At 69.1% G+C, this 18,360-nt stretch carries 17 protein-coding genes and 2 pseudogenes; 8 read left to right on the top strand and 11 right to left on the bottom strand.

Translation table 11 applies throughout. The features are described from left to right. Positions 1–60: 60 nt before the first annotated feature. From KXD96_RS04795 to KXD96_RS04785, 3 genes are all read right to left on the bottom strand, one after another. Positions 61–1,074: a L,D-transpeptidase gene (locus tag KXD96_RS04795; protein ID WP_260743262.1), complete on the bottom strand. Its 1,014-nt coding sequence runs from the start codon at positions 1,072–1,074 to the stop codon at positions 61–63. A gap of 118 nt (positions 1,075–1,192) precedes the next feature. Further along, positions 1,193–2,425 carry an MFS transporter gene (locus KXD96_RS04790; protein ID WP_260743261.1) on the bottom strand — a complete coding sequence of 411 codons (1,233 nt, stop codon included), beginning with the start codon at positions 2,423–2,425 and terminating at the stop codon, positions 1,193–1,195. Positions 2,426–2,559: 134 nt separating this feature from the next. Next, positions 2,560–2,850, bottom strand: a complete 291-nt coding sequence (locus KXD96_RS04785; protein WP_260743259.1) for a metal-sensitive transcriptional regulator — start codon at positions 2,848–2,850, stop codon at positions 2,560–2,562. 126 nt (positions 2,851–2,976) lie between these two features. Between KXD96_RS04785 and ilvD the strand changes: the two genes are divergently transcribed. Continuing rightward, the gene (gene ilvD, locus KXD96_RS04780; RefSeq protein WP_260743258.1) at positions 2,977–4,692 is read left to right on the top strand and encodes a dihydroxy-acid dehydratase; all 1,716 of its coding nucleotides are present in this window, start codon (positions 2,977–2,979) and stop codon (positions 4,690–4,692) included. Positions 4,693–4,726: 34 nt separating this feature from the next. Here ilvD and KXD96_RS04775 read toward each other — a convergent pair whose 3' ends face one another. Beyond that, a complete protein-coding gene (locus KXD96_RS04775) occupies positions 4,727–5,164 on the bottom strand; it encodes an SPW repeat protein (protein WP_260743256.1) in 438 nt (145 codons plus the stop codon). A gap of 147 nt (positions 5,165–5,311) precedes the next feature. Here KXD96_RS04775 and KXD96_RS04770 point away from each other — a divergent pair, with 147 nt between their 5' ends. Continuing rightward, positions 5,312–6,295, top strand: coding sequence for a nitronate monooxygenase family protein (locus tag KXD96_RS04770; RefSeq protein WP_260743254.1), 984 nt, complete (start codon positions 5,312–5,314; stop codon positions 6,293–6,295). On the opposite strand, the pseudogene KXD96_RS04765 reads toward KXD96_RS04770, so the two are convergent. Next, positions 6,292–6,525 (bottom strand): annotated as a pseudogene (locus KXD96_RS04765) (O-methyltransferase); the annotation flags it as partial. The gene KXD96_RS04770 and the pseudogene KXD96_RS04765 sit on opposite strands and share 4 nt — an antisense overlap. Before the next feature lie 231 nt (positions 6,526–6,756). On the opposite strand from KXD96_RS04765, the gene KXD96_RS04760 reads away from it, so the two are divergent. Continuing rightward, positions 6,757–7,962: an IS110 family transposase gene (locus tag KXD96_RS04760; protein ID WP_396876743.1), complete on the top strand. Its 1,206-nt coding sequence runs from the start codon at positions 6,757–6,759 to the stop codon at positions 7,960–7,962. Between the two features lie 16 nt (positions 7,963–7,978). On the opposite strand, the pseudogene KXD96_RS04755 reads toward KXD96_RS04760, so the two are convergent. Then, positions 7,979–8,401: pseudogene (locus tag KXD96_RS04755) on the bottom strand (O-methyltransferase); the annotation flags it as partial. 137 nt (positions 8,402–8,538) lie between these two features. Here KXD96_RS04755 and mymT point away from each other — a divergent pair. After that, on the top strand, positions 8,539–8,685 hold the full coding sequence (mymT, locus tag KXD96_RS04750; RefSeq protein ID WP_260743253.1) for a metallothionein MymT: 147 nt from the start codon (positions 8,539–8,541) through the stop codon (positions 8,683–8,685). A gap of 111 nt (positions 8,686–8,796) precedes the next feature. Here the strand turns inward: mymT and KXD96_RS04745 are convergent, their stop codons facing one another. From KXD96_RS04745 to KXD96_RS04730, 4 genes are read right to left on the bottom strand one after another with little or no spacing between them, the layout of a single operon-like run. After that, positions 8,797–10,914, bottom strand: a complete 2,118-nt coding sequence (locus KXD96_RS04745) for a beta-glucosidase (protein ID WP_260743252.1) — start codon at positions 10,912–10,914, stop codon at positions 8,797–8,799. Beyond that, complete coding sequence (locus tag KXD96_RS04740) at positions 10,911–11,423, bottom strand: TIGR04338 family metallohydrolase (RefSeq protein WP_260743250.1); 513 nt, start codon at positions 11,421–11,423, stop codon at positions 10,911–10,913. The genes KXD96_RS04745 and KXD96_RS04740 overlap by 4 nt, the downstream gene beginning before the upstream one ends. Continuing rightward, on the bottom strand, positions 11,420–12,169 hold the full coding sequence (locus KXD96_RS04735) for a DUF2786 domain-containing protein (protein WP_260743248.1): 750 nt from the start codon (positions 12,167–12,169) through the stop codon (positions 11,420–11,422). The genes KXD96_RS04740 and KXD96_RS04735 overlap by 4 nt, the downstream gene beginning before the upstream one ends. Positions 12,170–12,205: 36 nt before the next feature. Next, a complete protein-coding gene (locus KXD96_RS04730) occupies positions 12,206–13,039 on the bottom strand; it encodes an alpha/beta hydrolase (RefSeq protein WP_260743247.1) in 834 nt (277 codons plus the stop codon). Positions 13,040–13,121: 82 nt separating this feature from the next. Between KXD96_RS04730 and KXD96_RS04725 the strand changes: the two genes are divergently transcribed. Both KXD96_RS04725 and KXD96_RS04720 read left to right on the top strand, forming a co-directional pair. Next, complete coding sequence (locus KXD96_RS04725) at positions 13,122–14,123, top strand: sigma-70 family RNA polymerase sigma factor (RefSeq protein ID WP_396877973.1); 1,002 nt, start codon at positions 13,122–13,124, stop codon at positions 14,121–14,123. Then, positions 14,120–15,538, top strand: a complete 1,419-nt coding sequence (locus KXD96_RS04720) for an alpha/beta hydrolase domain-containing protein (protein ID WP_260743246.1) — start codon at positions 14,120–14,122, stop codon at positions 15,536–15,538. Before KXD96_RS04725 ends, KXD96_RS04720 begins: the two co-directional genes overlap by 4 nt. On the opposite strand, the gene KXD96_RS04715 is transcribed toward KXD96_RS04720, so the two are convergent. Further along, entirely contained in the window at positions 15,535–16,677 is a 1,143-nt protein-coding gene (locus tag KXD96_RS04715; protein ID WP_260743245.1) for a dihydrodipicolinate reductase, read from the bottom strand. The two genes, KXD96_RS04720 and KXD96_RS04715, sit on opposite strands and share 4 nt — an antisense overlap. Positions 16,678–16,785: 108 nt before the next feature. On the opposite strand from KXD96_RS04715, the gene KXD96_RS04710 reads away from it, so the two are divergent. Both KXD96_RS04710 and KXD96_RS04705 read left to right on the top strand, forming a co-directional pair. Next, positions 16,786–17,607 (top strand): MarR family transcriptional regulator, encoded by an 822-nt coding sequence (locus KXD96_RS04710; RefSeq protein WP_260745215.1) that lies wholly within the window; start codon positions 16,786–16,788, stop codon positions 17,605–17,607. A 27-nt stretch (positions 17,608–17,634) separates the two neighbouring features. Beyond that, positions 17,635–18,360: a pirin-like bicupin family protein gene (locus KXD96_RS04705; RefSeq protein ID WP_260743244.1), complete on the top strand. Its 726-nt coding sequence runs from the start codon at positions 17,635–17,637 to the stop codon at positions 18,358–18,360.

Below are 18,360 nucleotides of genomic sequence, written 5' to 3'. Positions count from 1 at the left end.
CAAACGCAAAATCGCCCGATTCCGGCTCGGAACGGGCGATCCTGCGGGGACGGCTGAGGCTTAGTTCATCCAGTCGGCGGAGCCGTCGTTCTTGGTGTAACCGCCGCCGGTGGAGTTCTTCACGATGATCGGATCCCCGGCACCGAAGTTGTCGAAGAACCACCTCGCGTTGGACGGGCTGATGTTGATGCAGCCGTGGCTGACATCGCGCTTGCCCTGGTCATCCACCGACCACGGCGCGCTGTGCACGAAGTCGCCGACGTTGTCGAAGCGGACGGCGTCGGTGACGGTCACCTTGTAGCCGTACGTCGAGTTGACCGGGACCCCGTAGGTGGAGGAATCCATCACCACCGAGGGCATCTTCTCCTGCACGTAATAGGTGCCGTTGGGGGTCTGGTGATTGCCGGCCGACATGCCCATAGACATCGGGATGGTCTTCTCCACGGTCCCGTTGCGCGTGACGGTCAACTGATGGGTGGCGTCGTCGGCGGTTGCCACCAGCGTGTCCCCGGTCCGGAAGTTGGTCACGGTACCGCCGGCGTCGACCGTCACCGCGGTGTGCGCCGGCCAGAAGCTGAGCGGACGCCAGCGCAGCTGGGTGGGCGTCATCCAGTAGAACTTGCCCGGGACGGGCGGGACCGACGAGACGTGCACGGCATCTATGGCGGCGCCGGCGTCGTCGACGCGACCCGGGAAGTTGATGATGATCGGCTGGCCCACACCCACCGTCGAGCCGGTTTTCGGGACGAACGTGGGCGGCCCGAACGGGGCCGTCCCGGTGAACGGGGTGGGGTTCTGCCCGGCGGCCGGGGCGGCCGCCGGTTGAGGCGCCTGGGGCATCCACGGCGGGGGCGGCGGAGCCGCCAGCGGGTCCACCGGGGGCGGTGGCGCGAACGGGTCGGGCGGCGGGGCCGGGGGGCCCGGCGGGCCCGCCACGGCGCCCGGGTCGCCCGGGGCCGCGTCAGGATCCGCCAGTGCTGGAGCCGCGCTCAGCACCAGTACCAAACTCATGACAGAAGCCAATCCGGCGGCGTTCAGGGCGGCCAACAGCCGCCCGCGCGTCCAGCCCGACATATGCATCCTCCGCGTTCGTGTTCCTGACACAGTGTGGCATAGGGCTTGCGCCAGCTAACGTTTTCACCGACGCGCGGCGGCCCGTCACGTGGGCATTTTGCGCCGGTGAGCTGGCCGGCTATGAATCGCGTGAGCTTGTCGGCGCAACGTCGAGCGCCTGGCGGTTGGCCGCCGCGCCCACCAGCGCAGCAGCCATCAGACCGGCCGACGCGGTCAGCATGAGGACGACGCTGCGCTCGTACAGCAGGCCGCCCGCCAGCGCGCCCGCCATGATGCCCACCTGGAACGCCGTCACGTAGAGCCCCGACGCCCCGTCGGGGTCGTCGGCCCCGCTGCGCATCGCCGCGGACTGCATCATCGGCGACACGGCGGTGGCCATCGCCCCCCAGAGCACGATCGCGGCCGTCCCGATCAGGGCGGCCGCCGCGGCGGGCGGGCCGCCCAGGGCCAGCGCGGTCAGCACCACGAACGCGGCCGTCAAACCGGCCATGCAGACGATGATGGCGCCCTTGGGCCGGCGGTCGAGCGGCCGCGCCACCAGGCCGACGGCTATCACCCCCGCCGCACCGTAGGCGGCCAGCACCCACGCCAGGTTCGGCCCGCGCACGCCCACGACTTCGCGGATGATCTCCACGATGTAGGTGTACGACACGAAATGCCCGGTCACGCCGACCATGGTGATGATGCTGACGATGATCAGCCGGCGGTTGCGGTGGTGGCGGGCCCGCGGGCCCACGCATTTGAGCTGGTCCTCGGTGAGCACCATCTCCGGCAGCATCACCCGGGCGGCCACCGTGACGATGGCGGCCGCCACGGTCACGCAGACCACCGCCAGGCGCCAGCCCCACATCAGGCTCATGGCCGCGGTGAGCGGGCTCCCGACCACCAGCGCCAGGCTGGTTCCGACGTAGATCGACATCGTCGCGCGGCCGGCGTGGGTCGGCGGCACCAGCCGGGTCGCGATCGGGGCGATCACCGACCACAGCAGCCCGTGGGTGACCGCGCACAGCACCCGACCGGCGGCCAGCACCGCAAAGGTGGGCGCCAGCGCCGAGATCAACTGCGAGACGGTCAGGCAGGTCAGGCTTGCCACCAGCACCCGGCGCCGTGGCAGATGCGCCGTCCAGCGCACCAGCGGAATCGTGGTCAGGGCCGCGACCAGGGCGTACCACGACAGCAGCGTGCCCACCACGACCAGGCTGACGTGCAGGTTGCGGGCGATGGCCGGCAGCGCGCCGACGGGCAGGATCTCGGCGGTCACATAGGTGAAGGCCGCCGCTGCCAGAACAGCAAGCTGCGCTGCGACCCGTGGGGTCCACGTTCGGGCGGCAGCATTGGTTTCGGCAGTCATGGCGTCGGTATCGGCCGGGCTACCCAGTTCCTGGGTTGTCGCGCCTAATGCGATCACACTGCCTTACCGTACGGACCGCAACTATCGCTCCCCCCTTATCAGGGCCGGAACGCAGGTTTCAACTAGGTCACCAATCAGGAACGAACCAGGCGCGCGATGGCGGCGGAGGCCTCGGCGAGCTTCTGGTCAGCGTCGTCGCCGCCCTCGGCGACGGCGCGGGTGACGCAGTGGTTGAGGTGTTCATCGAGCAGATTCAGCGCGACCGAACGCAGGGCACTGTTGACGGCACTTATCTGGGTGAGGACGTCGATGCAGTACTTGTCTTCCTCGATCATCCGCGCGATGCCACGCACCTGGCCCTCGATGCGCCGCAGCCGCTTGGCGTAGTTGTCCTTCTCCGGCGAATATCCGTGCGCGTTCGTCATCAGTCCTTCATCCCTGCCCATTCCGGCCGCCGTGCGTGCCCGGGCCGGCGTCACCAAACCACTTTATACCCCGCCCGGGTATGACCCGGATATTTGCCATCCGGCCAGTTCACGCATACTTGCAGGATGGCCACAACACGCGATGCGACCGGAGTCAGCGACATCAAACCCCGCAGTCGTGACGTAACCGACGGCCTGGAGAAGGCCGCGGCCCGCGGCATGTTGCGCGCCGTCGGCATGGGGGACGAGGACTTCGCCAAGCCGCAGATCGGCGTCGCGTCGTCGTGGAACGAGATCACGCCGTGCAACCTCTCGCTGGACCGGCTCGCCAAGGCGGTCAAGGAGGGGGTCTTCGCGGCCGGCGGCTACCCGCTGGAGTTCGGGACGATCTCGGTTTCCGACGGCATTTCGATGGGTCACGAGGGGATGCATTTCTCCCTGGTGTCACGCGAGGTGATCGCGGACAGCGTCGAGACGGTGATGCAGGCCGAGCGCCTCGACGGCTCGGTGCTGTTGGCCGGCTGCGACAAGTCCCTGCCCGGGATGCTGATGGCGGCCGCGCGCCTGGACTTGGCGGCGGTCTTCCTGTACGCGGGCTCCATCCTGCCCGGGCGGGCCAAGCTGTCCGACGGCACCGAACGCGAGGTCACCATCATCGACGCGTTCGAGGCGGTGGGCGCGTGCGCGCGCGGGCTGATGTCCCGGGACGACGTCGACGCCATCGAACGCGCGATCTGCCCCAGCGAGGGTGCGTGCGGCGGCATGTACACCGCCAACACGATGGCCAGCGCCGCGGAGGCCCTGGGCATGTCGTTGCCCGGCAGCGCGGCCCCGCCCGCGACCGATTACCGCCGCGACGGGTTCGCCCGGCGCAGCGGCCAGGCCATCGTCGAGTTGCTGCGGCGCGGCATCACCGCTCGCGACATTCTCACCAAGGAGGCGTTCGAGAACGCGATCGCGGTGGTGATGGCGTTCGGCGGCTCGACCAACGCCGTGCTGCACCTGCTGGCGATCGCGCACGAGGCGAACGTCGGCCTCTCGCTCGACGACTTCAGCCGGATCGGGTCGAAGGTTCCGCACCTGGCCGACGTCAAACCGTTCGGCCGCCACGTCATGTCCCACGTCGACCAGATCGGCGGCGTGCCGGTGGCGATGAAGGCGCTGCTGGATGCGGGCCTGCTGCACGGCGACTGCCTGACGGTGACGGGCCGGACGGTTGCCGAGAACCTGGCCGCCATCGACCCGCCCGACCCGGACGGCAAGGTGCTGCGGGCGCTGGACAACCCGATCCACCCGACCGGCGGCATCACCATCCTGCGCGGCTCGCTGGCGCCCGAGGGCGCAGTGGTCAAGTCGGCCGGTTTCGACTCCGACGTCTTCGAAGGCACGGCAAGGGTTTTCGACGGCGAGCGCGCCGCGCTGGACGCCCTGGAGGACGGGACGATCACCAGGGGCGACGCCGTGGTGATCCGTTACGAGGGCCCCAAGGGTGGACCCGGGATGCGCGAGATGCTCGCCATCACCGGTGCGATCAAGGGCGCCGGCCTGGGCAAGGACGTGCTACTGCTGACCGACGGCCGCTTCTCCGGCGGCACGACCGGCCTGTGCGTGGGCCACATCGCGCCCGAGGCGGTCGACGCCGGGCCGATCGCCTTCCTGCGCGACGGTGACCCGATCCGCCTGGATGTGGCAAACCGGGTGCTCGACGTGCTGGTCGATCCGGCCGAATTCGACTCTCGGCGAGAGGGTTTCACCCCTCCGCGGCCGCGCTATACCACCGGCGTACTGGCCAAGTACGTCAAGCTGGTCAGCTCGGCGGCGAACGGCGCGGTCTGCGGCTAGCCCCGATCGCCGCCTCGCTCAACGGATTTGGAAACTAGGCGTGGGCGGCCGCCCGCGTGCGCCTGCCGAAGTAGGTGGCGTTGAGGCCGAGCAACGTCATCAGCGCGCCTGCGACGATGTTCGACCACATCATGCCGGCGGTCGGCGCGAAGCCCGGCAGGATCCACAGCGAAACGATGACCCACAATCCGAGCACCGGCATCGTCCAGGTCAAGCCGTGCGTGCGGTCGAGCGCCGTCGCGAACCCGTACGCCAGGAACGCCGCCGCGATCCCGACGATCAGGTCGGACGTGGCCAGTGATCCCGTCGCACCGAATCCCACCATCCACGGTGACGCGGCCACATACAGGCCCGTCAGCATCGCCATACCGAAGGTGACGTGCGCACTCATCGACTCGGCGACGCGCTCATAGCTCGCGCGCAGAGCCAACAAATCCGGGTGGTGTTCGATTGATGAATGGACTGTACTCATTTTGTGACCTTTCTGTTATGCAGCAAGCCTTTTGAGCCGTCTGCACCCATCCATCTGTCGTCAAGATTACGCTCGCCCGCCACTCACCAGCAACGCCATCGCTGGCGCCGGCGGGCCCGATTGACCGGCCGCGTAGCGTCATAAGACATGGACATCGCGGACCGGCTGCGCCTGGACGTTCCGGTGGTGCAGGCCGGCATGGGGGGTGGCCTGGCGGGCGCGGCGCTCGCGGCCGCGGTCGCCGAAGCCGGGGGCCTGGGCACCCTGGGCCTGGCCACGCCGCGCCAGCTGCGCGCGGCCATCGATCAGGTGCGCGAGCGGGCGCCGGGTCGCGCCGTCGCGGTGAACCTGTTGATGCCCTTCGTCCATCACGCGCACGTCGCGGTCTGCGTCGACGCCGGGGTCGACGCCGTCGTGCTGGCTTTCGGCGAGAAGCGGGGACTCGTGCGGCACCTTCGCGACGCCGGCATCTTCGTCTTCGTGATGGTCGGCACCTCGGTGCAGGCGAGTGCCGCTATCGGTTGGGGCGCTGACGGTTTGATCGCTCAGGGACGTGAGGCCGGCGGCCACCTCGTCGGGACCATGCCGGCGCTGCGGTTCCTGCCGCAGGCGCTGGCGGCGGCGGGACGCCGGCCGGTGTTTCTGGCCGGCGGTATCGCCGAGGCCGCCGACACCCGGGCGGCCCTGGCGGCGGGTGCGAGCGGCGTCGTAGCCGGGACGCGCTTCCTGATGACGCACGAAGCCAACGCGAACCGGGAGTACCAGCGACGAGTGGCCAACGCGGACAAGACGATCGAGACCAACCTGTTCGGCCTGAGCTGGCCCCTGCGTCATCGGGTCGTGGCCAACGCCGCAACGCGGCGCTGGTGCCGTGCCGACGGCTGGGCGAAGGCTTTGCCGGCGGCCATCAACTCGGTGAGCCGTCCACTGGCCGCACTGGGGTACTTCGACGCCGGGGCATTGATGCGGCTACAGTCGCCGGCCCGCCCGTTGCTCACCCCGCTCGCGCCGCTCGCCACGATGCCCGATTCGTCGGTGGACCACGCGGCGCTCTATGCCGGTGAAACCGCCCTGCGGATCAGCGAAGTCACCTCGGCGGCGCAGGCCGTCGCCGACCTCAGCCCGCGCTAGCGCACCAACGCGAGCGCGAAGCCGTCCCAGCGCTTGGACCCGACCGTTTGGATCACGGCCGTGTCCAGTCGCGGGTGCTCGCCCATCAGTTCCAGCGTCTGGCGCACCGCCTGCGCCTGGGCATCGTGCTGCGGCTCGAGGATCTGTCCCTCTCGAACGACGTTGTCCACCACGATGAGTGCGCCGGGGCGGGCCAGCTTGACCGCCCACTGCAGGTACGCGACATGGTTTCCTTACCTTTCTTGGAGGGTGGTTGTTGCGCTCGGCCGTAGGCTTTCAACTGCCCAGGGACGTCGGGTATGGCTTTCATGGTTTTGCTGTCTTCGATGGCCGAAGGAGATTGGCCGCCCGGGGTCCCGCGACGACTCGACCGCTAATTGAGAGATGCGATGTGATCGCTGTGTAAGGACACGCCGGCGTGGTCGTCTGCTGGGTTGATAGAAACCGAGACGGGAACGGAGGTGGTTGTGGCACAACCTGTGTGGGCTGGTGTGGACGCCGGGAAAGCGGACCATTACGGCGTGGTCATCGACGCTGAGGGCAAGTCGTTGCTGTCGCGGCGCGTCGCTAATGACGAGGCCGCGCTGCTGGAGTTGATCGACATGGTCGCGGCGCTGGCTGATGGCGGAGAAGTCACTTGGGCGATTGACCTCAACGCCGGCGGCGCTGCATTGCTGATCACGCTGCTGATCGCTGCCCAGCAGCGGCTGCTCTACATTCCCGGCCGCACTGTTCACCACGCCTCGGGTGGCTACCGCGGCGACGGCAAGACCGACGCCAAAGACGCTGCGGTGATTGCCGATCAGGCCCGGATGCGCCGCGACCTGCAACCGTTGCGCCCCGGCGACGACATCGCCGTCGAACTGCGCATCCTGACCAGTCGGCGCGCCGATCTGGTGGCCGATCGCACCCGCGCGATCAATCGGCTGCGCGCCCAGCTGCTGGAATACTTCCCGGCCCTGGAACGTGGCTTTGACTACAGCAAAAGCAAGGCCGCGCTGATCCTGCTCACCGGCTATCAAACCCCCGACGGGCTGCGCCGGGCCGGTGCCGCCCGGGTGGCAGCCTTTTTGCATAAACGCAAGGCCCGCAACGCCGATGCGGTCGCAACCGCCGCCATCGAGGCAGCCAACGCCCAACACACCATCGTGCCCGGACAACAGCTTGCCGCGGGCGTGGTCGCCCGCTTGGCTAAGGAGGTGATGGCCCTCGACACCGAAATCGGCGACACCGACGCGATGATCGAGGACCGATTTCGCCGCCACCGCCACGCCGAAATCATCCTGAGCATGCCCGGCTTCGGCGTCATCCTCGGCGCCGAGTTCCTCGCCGCCACCGGCGGCGACATGAGCGCCTTCCCCTCCGTCGACCGCCTCGCCGGCGTCTCGGGTCTGGCCCCAGTACCGCGAGATTCGGGCCGCATCAGCGGCAACCTCAAACGCCCCCGCCGCTACGACCGGCGCCTGCTGCGCGCCTGCTACCTGTCCGCTCTGGTCAGCATCCGCACCGATCCCGCCTCGCGCACCTACTACGACCGCAAACGCGCCGAAGGGAAACGCCACACCCAAGCCGTCTTGGCCCTGGCCCGTCGCCGACTCAACGTCCTGTGGGCCATGCTGCGCGACCACGCCGTCTACCAACCCGCAACCACTACTGCGGCGGCTTGACAACGTCATTGAGAATCTCCTTGTCGGCGTCGATGAACACCAGGTCGAAGGGGCCACCGTTCAATGTGGGCAACGTGTCCAGCGCCGCGCCGACGATCACCTCCACCCGATCCGCGACACCCGCGCGCTCCAGGTTGGCCCGCGCCACGTCGGCATGCTTGGGCTCGTATTCCAGCGTCACCACCCGGCCCTGCGGCCCGGCACCGCGGGCCAGCCAGATGGTGCTATAGCCGCCCAGCGTGCCGATCTCGAGGATGCGGTGCGCCCGGATGACGCCGGCCAGCAGGCTCAGAAACTTGCCCTGCTGAGGCGACACCGCGATCCGCGGCAACCCGGCCGCGTCGCTGGCCTGTACCGCCGCGCTCAGGGCCGAATCGTCGCCCACCAACCTGTCGTTCAGAAACTCGTCGACCTCTTGCGGCGTCGGTTGCTGGCTCATGCCACCAAGCTAGCCCCGCGGGGCCGCTCGGTATCGGACCGGTCACGGCCATTTACCAGATACCCATGGGGGGTATATAGTGGCGGAGTGGTCGATCACAGCCGTAAGAGTCCACAACAGAGAAATGGGTGAGTGAAATGGCAAGTTACGAGGCCGGGACGGAACTGACCTGTGGCCACGAGGGCTGCGGGTGCCGCGTTCGCATCGAGGTGCCCTGCCACTGCTCCGGTGCGGGCGAGCCGTACCGTTGCACCTGCGGCGACGAGCTGACGCCGGTCAAGTAGTCCGCGCATTCGAGGCGCGCATCGAGTGTGCGTGCGGGGCGGCGACACGCCGGGGAACACAACCCTGAGCGCACGCTCAAAGCCCTGAGCGCACGCTCGATGCGGCCGGGATCAGCACCCGAACGTACGGCCGGCGAGCTCGACCGCCGCGGCCAGCTGCGGCGTGACCGCCGACGTGCTGACCGCCACCAGATAATCGCCCGCGCCGATGCGCCAGCTTCCCACGCCGCCGTCGTAACGGGCGAGCAGACGCGGGTCGGCCTCGATGGTCACGCGGCGGGTGGCACCCGGGTCGAGCTCCACCCGCTCGAATCCGAGCAACCGCAGGCATCGCCCGTGCGGGCCGCCGGTCAGGTACAGCTGCGGCACGTCGGCCCCGGCGCGGGTGCCGACGTTGACGACGCTGAAGCTGGCGGTCACCGTGTCCGCGCCCGTCGCCACCAGGTCGCGGTATTCAAAGGCGCTGTAGGACAAGCCGTGTCCGAAGGCAAACATCGGGTCCTCGCCGGTGGTGGCGAACCAGCGGTAGCCGACATCGGATCCCTCGACGTAGTCGATCGTGGTCGACGACCCCCACGGCGCGCCCAGGCCGGGCAGTTCCGGGCGCGGCGTCTGACCCAGGTCGACCGGGAAGGTGATCGGCAATCGGCCCGACGGATTCACCCGGCCCGCAAGGATTTCCGCGATGGCGCGGCCACCGGCCTGCCCCGGATACCATGCCTGCACGATGGCCCGCACCGAGTCACGCCAGGGCATTGCCACCGGATTGCCGGTTTCGAGCACCACGACGGTGTTGGGATTGGCGGCGGACACGGCGGCGATCATCGCGTCCTGCCCCCATGGCAGCGACAGGTCGGCGCTGTCGAAACCCTCCCCTTCGACCCGGATCGCGAATACGATCGCGACGTCGGCGCGTCGCGCCGCGAGCACCGCCTCCGCGGGACTGGCGCCCGGGTCGTATGCGATTTCCGCGCGCGGGAATTGCTTTCGCAGCTCGTCCAGCGGGCTCGATGGCAGCAGGTGCAGCTTGCGGATCCCGGCCTCCAGCCCCGAGCCACCGATCGGTATCACGGCCGCGTAGCCGCCGGGCGGGACGACGGCGCTCGAGCCGTAGCCGGACGCCACCCCCACGTGTGCATATCCGCCGATGACGGCGATCCGGGCGGTCGACTCCGGCGCCAGGGGCAGCAGCCCGCGGTTGGTCAACAGCACGATCCCCTGCCGAGCGACCCGCAGCGCAATCTCGTTGTGCGCGGCCATGTCCGGTGGGTGCGCGGCTTCGGCGCGGTCGATGCCGACCGCGAACATCGACCGCAGGATCCGCCGGACCATGTCCGAGAGGCGTTCGTCGGTCAGCCTGCCGTCGGCGTGGGCGGCCCGCAGCCGCTCACCAAACGCCTCCGACTGCCACAGCAGCGCGTCGAGTTGCGCACCGCATTCTTGGTCGAGCCCGCCCAGCGCACACTCCCAGGACGGCGTGGCCCCCCAGTCGGACATGACCCAGCCCCGGTACCCCCAGGCGCCTTTCAGCACCTGATTGATCAGGACGTCGTTCGCGGCGGCGTAGGTGCCGTTGACCTTGTTGTAGGCGGTCATCACCGCACCCGGCTGGGAGCGCTCGATGGCCATTTCGAAGGCCAGCAGGTCGGATTCGCGATGCGCGTCGGGGTCGATGACCGCGTCTAAGAAGTGGCGGTTGGTTTCGTTGCAGTTCAGCGAGAAGTGCTTGACGGTCGAGATGACGTGTTGTTGCTGGATGCCGTCGATCGACTCCGCGGCGATGGTCGCGGTCAAAAGCGGGTCCTCGGAGAGGTATTCGAAGTTACGCCCGTTGCGCGGGTCGCGCGCGAGGTTTATCGCGCCGGCGAGCTGCACGTTGAAGCCGCGGCTGCGGGCCTCCCGGCCGATCACCTCGCCCGCCGCGCGGGCCAGCGACGGGTCGAAGCCGGCGGCCAGCGCGAGCCCCGCGGGCAGTGCGGTGGCCGTGTCGCCCGGGCGGTACCCGGGATTGGTCACGCCGAGGCCGGCGTCACTCATCAGCAGCGCCGGGACGCCGAGCCGGGGAACGCCGGGGACATAGCCCGCGCTCATCGGGACGCCCGGCGGAATGCGCTCGTCGCGCACCGGCCACATCTCACCGGCGCCCATCACGCTGACCAGCAGCGCGAACCGCTCGTCGTCGGTCAGCTGGGCTTCGACCTGGCGCGCCCGGGCATCGGGATCGCTCACCGCACACCCTCTTTCGCGTACACGACGCGCAGCACGTGCCCGAGTTCGGGCCCCATCACCAACTCCGCCAACTCGGAGAACGTCGCGACGAACCGCGGGCCGTGTGGCGGCTCGGCCTGGCATAGATGGTGCGCGATTTCGTGGAGCACCACCAGCTCGCGCAGCGCCCATTCGGCGGTGTCGCGGTCGGGGACCGCGATAACGCCTGCGCCATCACGGAATTCGTAGTGGGCCGCGGTGGCGGCCCGTCGCGGCCGCACTCGCAGCGGCGGGACGGAAGGCCAACGCCGGCGCACCGCCGGCAACGCAAGCACTTGGTCAACATAGCGCTGCGCGGCGGAAACCGAGCCGAATCGCCCTTCGGGGGGCAGCGTGAGCTGGGTGCCGAAGAAGTCCACGGCGGGCGACCCGTGCTCGGCGGCACGGTCGAAGAGCGTCCGGACGAACTCCTCGGCCGCATAGACCTTTGCCCGCTGGGCATCCCTCCTGGCGGATTGCCCGGGGCTCACCGGCCCAGCGGAGTGCGCGCGCCGGGCAGTTCGGGGCTGTTTCCCAACCGCGCGCGCCGGCCGGCCCGGTCCCCCGCGCGCCGCGCCGCGGACGAGTAGCCGGCCGTCGCCCGGCTCACCTGATAGGTACCGCGCGCCTTCGACGCGCTCCGGTAATAGTCGTGCAGCTCGATGTCCTTGTTCCGCAAGGCAATCGCCGTTCCCGGCGGGCGGTGGCGGTCCTTGGTGGCCTCGCGCCGGGCCTCGTCGCGGGCCTCCGCCAGGCGCTGGCCCACGCGGGCCCCGAAGGCCAGCTGAAAGTTCAGCCGCGCGGTGATGGTCGGCGTCGGCCGGTGCGCGCCCGAGGCGAGGTAGGCGTCCGACGCCCGCACCATCTGAACGACCAGGCTGGCGTACAGCGCGTGTGTGGCGTCGATGTCCTCGGCGAACCCGTAGGCGTAAACGAACGTCGAATTCGATGCCACATCACAGCGCACGTCATTGGCCAGGGCGATCAACACGAACAGCTGCACGTAGGTGCGCAACCCCTTGGTGCCCGCGTTTCCGATGGTGATGGTCCGCTGCGTCGGGGTCTGCGCCGGCGAGCGGTTGGCCGCATGCGACCGCGCCACCGCCAAGTCGATGGAGGCCGCCGTGGCCAACCGCTGCGCGGCGCCCATGAACGCGTCCGCCTCGTGCGGATTGTCGGTGCCCTCGGCCTGACGCAACAGTGCGGCGATGCGTACCAGCATTTTGTCGTCGGTCATATGCGCCAAAATACGGGAGGGATACGACACTTCCGCTCAGAGCCGGGCGGTGATCCACGAGACGACGTCGCCCAGCACCTGGTCGCGCTCCGGCTCGTTGAAGACCTCGTGGTAGAGCCCCGGATAGACCTTCAGTTCGACGTCGGTGGATCCCACGCATTCGACCAGGCGGCGGCTGCCCGCGGCGGGGATCAGGCGGTCGTCGGAGCCGTGCACCACCAGCAGCGGCGCGGTCAGCGCCGGTGCGCGCTGCGGCATGGTCTCGCCGACCTGCAGGAGGGCGCGGCCGATGCCGGCCGGGACCTTTCCGTGGTACACCAGCGGATCGTTCTTGTAGGCCGCCACCACCGCGGGATCGCGGGAGATGGCGTCGACGTCCAGCTCCTGCACCGGCAGGCCGGGCACGAGGGCGCCGAGCACTCGGGCGGCCAGGACCATCAGCGGCGACACCTGATCCTGGGCCGCCACCGCGGGCCCCGACAGCACCACCAGGTCGTAGTTGTCGGGGCGTTCGACGCCGTAGGCGAACACGATGGCGCCGCCCATGCTGTGCCCGAGCACAATGCACTTGAGGCCAGGATGCTCCCGGGTGGCGATCCGGACCAGGCTGTCGAAGTCCGCGGTGTACTCGGAGATGTCGCGCACCAGCACCCGCTTGCCGCCCGAGCGGCCGTGCCCACGGTGATCCAGGGCGTAGGTGACCAGGCCCGCCCCACCGAAACGCTGCGCGACGTGGTCGTACCGGCGCGCGTATTCGCCGAGACCGTGCGACAGGACGACCACCGCCCGCGGCGCGATGTCGGGTGTCCAGACGTCGTAGACAATGCGCACGCCGCCGAGTCCGTCGAAGTTCCGTTCGTCGCGGTTCACTGCACGGTCCTAGTCATTACGGGCAGCGTAATGGCTCCCAGTGCAGGTCGCCCCGCCAGACACTGTCGTAGGCTCTCCCATTGTGGGGCTGCTTGCGCAAAACGCCGCGAACTCCGATCTGGTCCCGGCGGTCGGTGGCGACTTCTCGGCAGATGCCGAGCCGTACCGTCGTGAGCTGCTCGCCCACTGCTACCGGATGACCGGCTCGTTGCACGACGCGGAGGATCTGGTTCAGGAAACGTTGCTGCGGGCATGGAAGGCCTACGACCGCTTCGAAGGCAAGTCGTCGATGCGGACCTGGCTGCATCGCATCGCCACCAACACCTGTCTGAGCGCGCTGGAGGGCCGGCAACGCCGGCCGTTGCCGACCGGCCTGGGCGCCCCCAGCTCCGACCCGACCGCCGAGCTGGACGAGCGCCGCGAGGTGCCCTGGCTGGAGCCGCTCCCCGACATGACGGATGATCCGGCCGACCCGTCGGTCATCGTCGGGTCGCGCGAGTCGGTGCGGTTGGCGTTCGTCGCTGCGCTGCAACACCTTTCACCTCGGCAACGGGCCGTGCTGCTGCTGCGCGACGTGCTGCAGTGGAAGGCCGCCGAAGTGGCCGAAGCGATCGGCACCACCACCACCGCCGTCAACAGCCTGCTGCAGCGCGCCCGCTCCCAGCTGGACACCATCGGCCCCAGCTCCGGCGACCGGTTGGCCCCGCCGGATTCGCCGGAGGCACAGGACCTGTTGGCCCGCTACATCGCCGCCTTCGAGACATACGACATCGACCGATTGGTGGAGCTGTTCACCGCCGAGGCGATCTGGGAGATGCCGCCGTACGCCGGCTGGTACCGGGGCGCGCGGGACATCGTCACCCTCATTCATCAGCAATGCCCCGCCGAGTCGCCCGGCGACATGCGACTTTTACCGCTGATCGCCAACGGCCAGCCCGGTGCCGCGATGTACATGCGTACCGGAGAGGTCCACGTCCCCTTCCAGCTGCACGTGCTCGACGTGCGCGGCGACGCGGTCTCCCACGTGGTGGCGTTCCTCGACGACAAGCTGTTCGCGAAGTTCGGACTGCCGGAGGCGCTATGACATACATCGACGTGACGCCCGCGGCCGGCAAGGCCCTTCTGCTGCTGGGCGCCTTCGACATTGGCAGCGTCGGCTACGCCGCCGAAGAGTTCTTCATCTCCGGCACAGCCTCGTCATACGTCCCGAAAGGGGAGCTCGGCCCAGACGGCCGCTGGGACGTAACACCAAGCGGGACAGCCGATTACACCACTCGGATCGTGGCTATCACGCCGACCGACCCGGCCAATTTCAACGGCACCGCGCTGGTCGAGTGGCTCAATGTGAGCGGCGGCATCGACGCGCCTGCCGTCTGGATGATGGCGCACCGTGAAATCGTCCGGGCGGGATACGCCTACGTCGCCGTCTCGGTACAGAAGGTGGGGATTGACGGCGGCGCCAGCCTGCTCGAGATGGACATGTCCCTCAAGGCTCAAGATCCGGCCCGCTACGGGAGCTTGCATCACCCGGGCGACGCCTTCGCGTACGACATCTTCTCCCAGGCCGGCGAACTCGTCAGGGACCGCGGCGATGGCGTCCTGGGCGGGCTGCATCCGCAACGCGTCATCGGCATCGGCGAGTCGCAATCGGCGTTGTTTCTCACCACCTACGTCAACGCCGTGGATCCGCTCGCCCGGGTTTACGACGGCTTCCTGGTGCATTCCCGCTTCGGGCCGGCCGGCCCGCTGGACGGCGCTTCCCTGTTCGAGGGGCTGGATTCGTCCGGTGGGTCCCAAGAAGCGGTGGAGTTCCGCCCGGACCTGCGCGTCCCACTGCTCGCGGTCATCACCGAGACCGACCTGTTCGGCGGCCCGGCAGAGGGCTACTACTTCGCGAGGCAGCCCGATCACCAGCGGCTGCGGGTATGGGAGATCGCCGGCGCCGCTCATGCCGACAACTACACGATTCAGGTGGCACCGATCGACAGCGGATCCGCGCCGCTGAAGGACATCGTGGCGGCCTACGCGCCGACCAACGAGCTGATGGGCCAGCAACTGGCACACTTCATCAACTTTGCGCCGCAACACCATTACGTTGTGCAGGCAGCGCTCGCCGCGCTGAACGCTTGGGTGCAAACCGGCAAGGAGGCGCCCGGTGCGCCCCCGTTGGCGGTGGCCGCCGAAGGCGCTGCGCCGCAGCCGGTTCTCGACGCCAACGGCCTCGCCCGGGGCGGTATCCGAACCCCATGGGTCGACGTCCCGATCGCCCGAACCTCCGGCGTCAGCGCGGACGAGGACATCATGTCCGCGATCTTCGGATCCGGCGAACTCTTCGACGCCGACACGTTGCGCCGCCTCTACCCGGGCGGCGCCCCGGAGTACCTGGAACGCTTCACCGCCGCGCTCGACACGGCCATCACCTCCGGGTTCATCCTGGCGGCGGACCGGGCCGAAATCCTCGAGCTGGCCGCCGCGACCTATCCCGGCGACCGGCCCTAGAACAGGCGGCTGTCCGGCGACGGTCCCGCCACCGGGCGGACCAGGCCGGCCCCGGTGATCAGCGGCAGGTCCAGCGCCGAGAGCAACCCGGGCGGAGCCGCGCATACCGCCGGAATGGCGTTGACCATCCGCGAGGCGCCGGCGACGCGCGCGCCCAGGTCATGGTCGTGGTCTTCGGCCATCTCGAATTCGCAACGCATGCTTGGCGATCCCTCGATTTCCACCCGGTAGAGGCCCTGACCGGAGGCCGGCCCATAGCCGAGGTCCTTCGGCGGGATCGAGATGTCCGGCCGCGGCCAGTCCGGGGCGATGTCGTCGCGCATCCGGGTGACGTGGTCGAGGACGAAAGTTGGCTTGCCGCCGACGTATCCGGTCAGCGTCGAGCGCATGGCCGCGATCGTCCCGGCGGCGATGTGGCCAGTGGGCGTGTCGAAGGACTCGGTGGCCGGAATGCGTTCATTGGTCTCCTCGATGTTGTCGACCTTGACGCCCAGGCCGGCCGCGAGCTGATGCAGCACCGGCCCCCAGCCGAAGGTGAACATTCCGGGCTGAGCGGCAAACGCCTGGTATTCCGGCGGCTTGCCGAACCCGAGGATCTCGTACACCGCGGCCCGGTCCGGATAGGTGGCGTAGTTGAACATTTCCGTGACCCGCACCGAATCGATGACCCGCGAGACGCCGGTAAGCACCAGCGGCAGAACGTCATTGGCGAACCCCGAGTCGATGCCGGTGGTGAAGAACGACACGGCGCCCTCGAGCGCGGCCTGCCGCAGCGGGTCGGTGAAGGCGGCGCCCGCCTCGCCCAGGCCGTCGGGGAACACCAGCGGCACCACCGAGCACGACACCACGTTCTTACCCGCCCGCAGGATCGAGGCCATGTCCGCGACGGCCTCCAGCGGCCGCAGGTTGGCGCCGGCGGCATACACCACCGCGTCGGCGTCGCCGGCCAGCATCGCGGCCGGGTCCCGGGTGGCCACCACCCCGACCGGCGCTATCCCGCACAGCTCTCCCGCGTCGCGACCCGCCTTGGCGACGCTGTGCACGACCAGATCGACCAGCTGCAGCTCCGGGTGGTCGATCACGCCGCGCAAGGCGATCACGCCCATCGAACCCGGCCCCCACACTCCCACCTTGATCACGAGGCACTATCTCCTAATATTAGGATCGCTATAGCGGTTATTCGGACGGATCGTAGGGAGGTGGACATCAGTACGTCAACCGCTAAATCGCCGCCGACCGGCCGCGTGATGGATGTGCTTGCCGCACTTGCGGATTCGAAGAAGGGACTGACCTCGGCCGAGCTGGCGAAGCGCTGCGCGATCAGCACCTCCACCTGCGCCCTCGTGCTGGCCGAGCTGGAAGGGCGCGCCTGGGTCGCGCGCCGCGAGGATCGCCGCTACGTGCTGGACAGCGGCCTGTTCGGGCTCGTGCACGGGCTGAGGCGGCAGTTCCCGCTGCTGGACCGGGGCCGCGATGCGCTGCGGTTCCTGCACGAGACCCTCGGCGCGGGCTGCTCCATGTCGAGAATCGGCGACCGGCACCTGACCACCGTGGATGCGGTCGGCCACGCGACCGAAGGCGGGCAGGCCGTGGGCCAGCGCTTCCCCATCGACCCGCCGTTCGGCCTGGTCGCGATGGCCTGGCGCGGCGACGATGACGTCCGGGCCTGGCTGGACCGGGTGATGCCGCGGCTGACCCGGGCCGAAATCACGCAACACCAGCGGGTACTGGCCGACATCCGCGCCCGTGGGTACGGCGCGTGGCGGTTCGACGACACCCACCAGTCGCTGCACGACCGGCTGGCGGATGTGCTCGCGTCCCTGGAGCCGACGGCCATCACCCGCCGGCTCACCACCCTCATGACGATGGTCACGCTACGGTCGGTGACCGATACCCTCGAAACCGATTTGGCCGCAGCCGAATTCGTGGTGCTGCCGATTTTCGGGCCGGACGGCCAGCCGGAGTACCAGATCGAGATCCACCTGGGCCGCTCCGCCGGGCTGACGCTGCCCGCGCTGGACGCCGCGCTTCGGCATGCCCAGGGCCTGCTCACCGCGACCGTGGCCTGACCGCGACGGCCGATTAGGCTGGGCCACATGTCTGCCCGTGCGGAGGTTCGACGCGCGGCCACCCGGGCCGTCACCACGACGCCCTGGCTGACATCGCGGCACTCGTTCTCGTTCGGCGACCACTACGATCCGGACAACACCCACCATGGTCTGCTACTGGTGAACAACGACGACATCGTCGCGCCCGGAACCGGATTCGACACCCATTCGCACCGGGACATGGAAATCGTCACCTGGGTTCTGCAGGGTGAACTGGCGCATCAGGACTCCATTGGCAACCGCGGCGTGATCTATCCGGGTCTGGCGCAGCGCATGTCGGCGGGTAGCGGCATCCTGCACTCGGAGAAGAATGACTCGTCCACGCGGCCAGTGCATTTCGTGCAGATGTGGGTGGTGCCCGACGAATCCGGCATCGCCCCGGGCTATCAACAGCGCGAGGTCGACGCCGAGCTCTTGAACGGCAATCTTGTGACGATCGCCACGGGCATCCGCGGCCGGGACGGGGCGATCGCCCTGCACAACCGCGACGCCGCCCTGCACGCCACGCGGTTGCGGCCCGGCGACGCGGTGAGCCTTCCGCGGGCCCCCTACCTGCACCTGTTCATCGCCCGCGGCGGGGTCGCCTGCGACGGCGTCGGCGACCTGCAGGAGGGCGACGCCGTCCGGTTCACCGACGCCGGCGGCGAGCGGGTGACGGCGAGCCAGCTATCGGAGCTTCTGGTGTGGGAGATGCACGCGAAGCTCGGCGGCTGA

Origin of the sequence: Mycobacterium sp. SMC-2 (assembly GCF_025263485.1) — a bacterium.
Taxonomy (GTDB): domain Bacteria; phylum Actinomycetota; class Actinomycetes; order Mycobacteriales; family Mycobacteriaceae; genus Mycobacterium.
This window is presented reverse-complemented; position numbering and strand designations above follow the sequence as displayed.

What these genes read in the sequence shown, in the direction of transcription:
- KXD96_RS04795 (WP_260743262.1), bottom strand. Translation starts at nt 1,074, where the DNA reads ATGTCGGGCTGGACGCGCGGGCGGCTGTTGGCCGCCCTGAACGCCGCC.
- KXD96_RS04785 (WP_260743259.1), bottom strand. Translation starts at nt 2,850, where the DNA reads ATGACGAACGCGCACGGATATTCGCCGGAGAAGGACAACTACGCCAAG.
- KXD96_RS04775 (WP_260743256.1), bottom strand. Translation starts at nt 5,164, where the DNA reads ATGAGTACAGTCCATTCATCAATCGAACACCACCCGGATTTGTTGGCT.
- KXD96_RS04790 (WP_260743261.1), bottom strand. Translation starts at nt 2,425, where the DNA reads ATGACTGCCGAAACCAATGCTGCCGCCCGAACGTGGACCCCACGGGTC.
- mymT (WP_260743253.1), top strand. Translation starts at nt 8,539, where the DNA reads ATGGCAAGTTACGAGGCCGGGACGGAACTGACCTGTGGCCACGAGGGC.
- ilvD (WP_260743258.1), top strand. Translation starts at nt 2,977, where the DNA reads ATGGCCACAACACGCGATGCGACCGGAGTCAGCGACATCAAACCCCGC.
- KXD96_RS04710 (WP_260745215.1), top strand. Translation starts at nt 16,786, where the DNA reads ATGGATGTGCTTGCCGCACTTGCGGATTCGAAGAAGGGACTGACCTCG.
- KXD96_RS04735 (WP_260743248.1), bottom strand. Translation starts at nt 12,169, where the DNA reads ATGACCGACGACAAAATGCTGGTACGCATCGCCGCACTGTTGCGTCAG.
- KXD96_RS04705 (WP_260743244.1), top strand. Translation starts at nt 17,635, where the DNA reads ATGTCTGCCCGTGCGGAGGTTCGACGCGCGGCCACCCGGGCCGTCACC.
- KXD96_RS04720 (WP_260743246.1), top strand. Translation starts at nt 14,120, where the DNA reads ATGACATACATCGACGTGACGCCCGCGGCCGGCAAGGCCCTTCTGCTG.
- KXD96_RS04770 (WP_260743254.1), top strand. Translation starts at nt 5,312, where the DNA reads ATGGACATCGCGGACCGGCTGCGCCTGGACGTTCCGGTGGTGCAGGCC.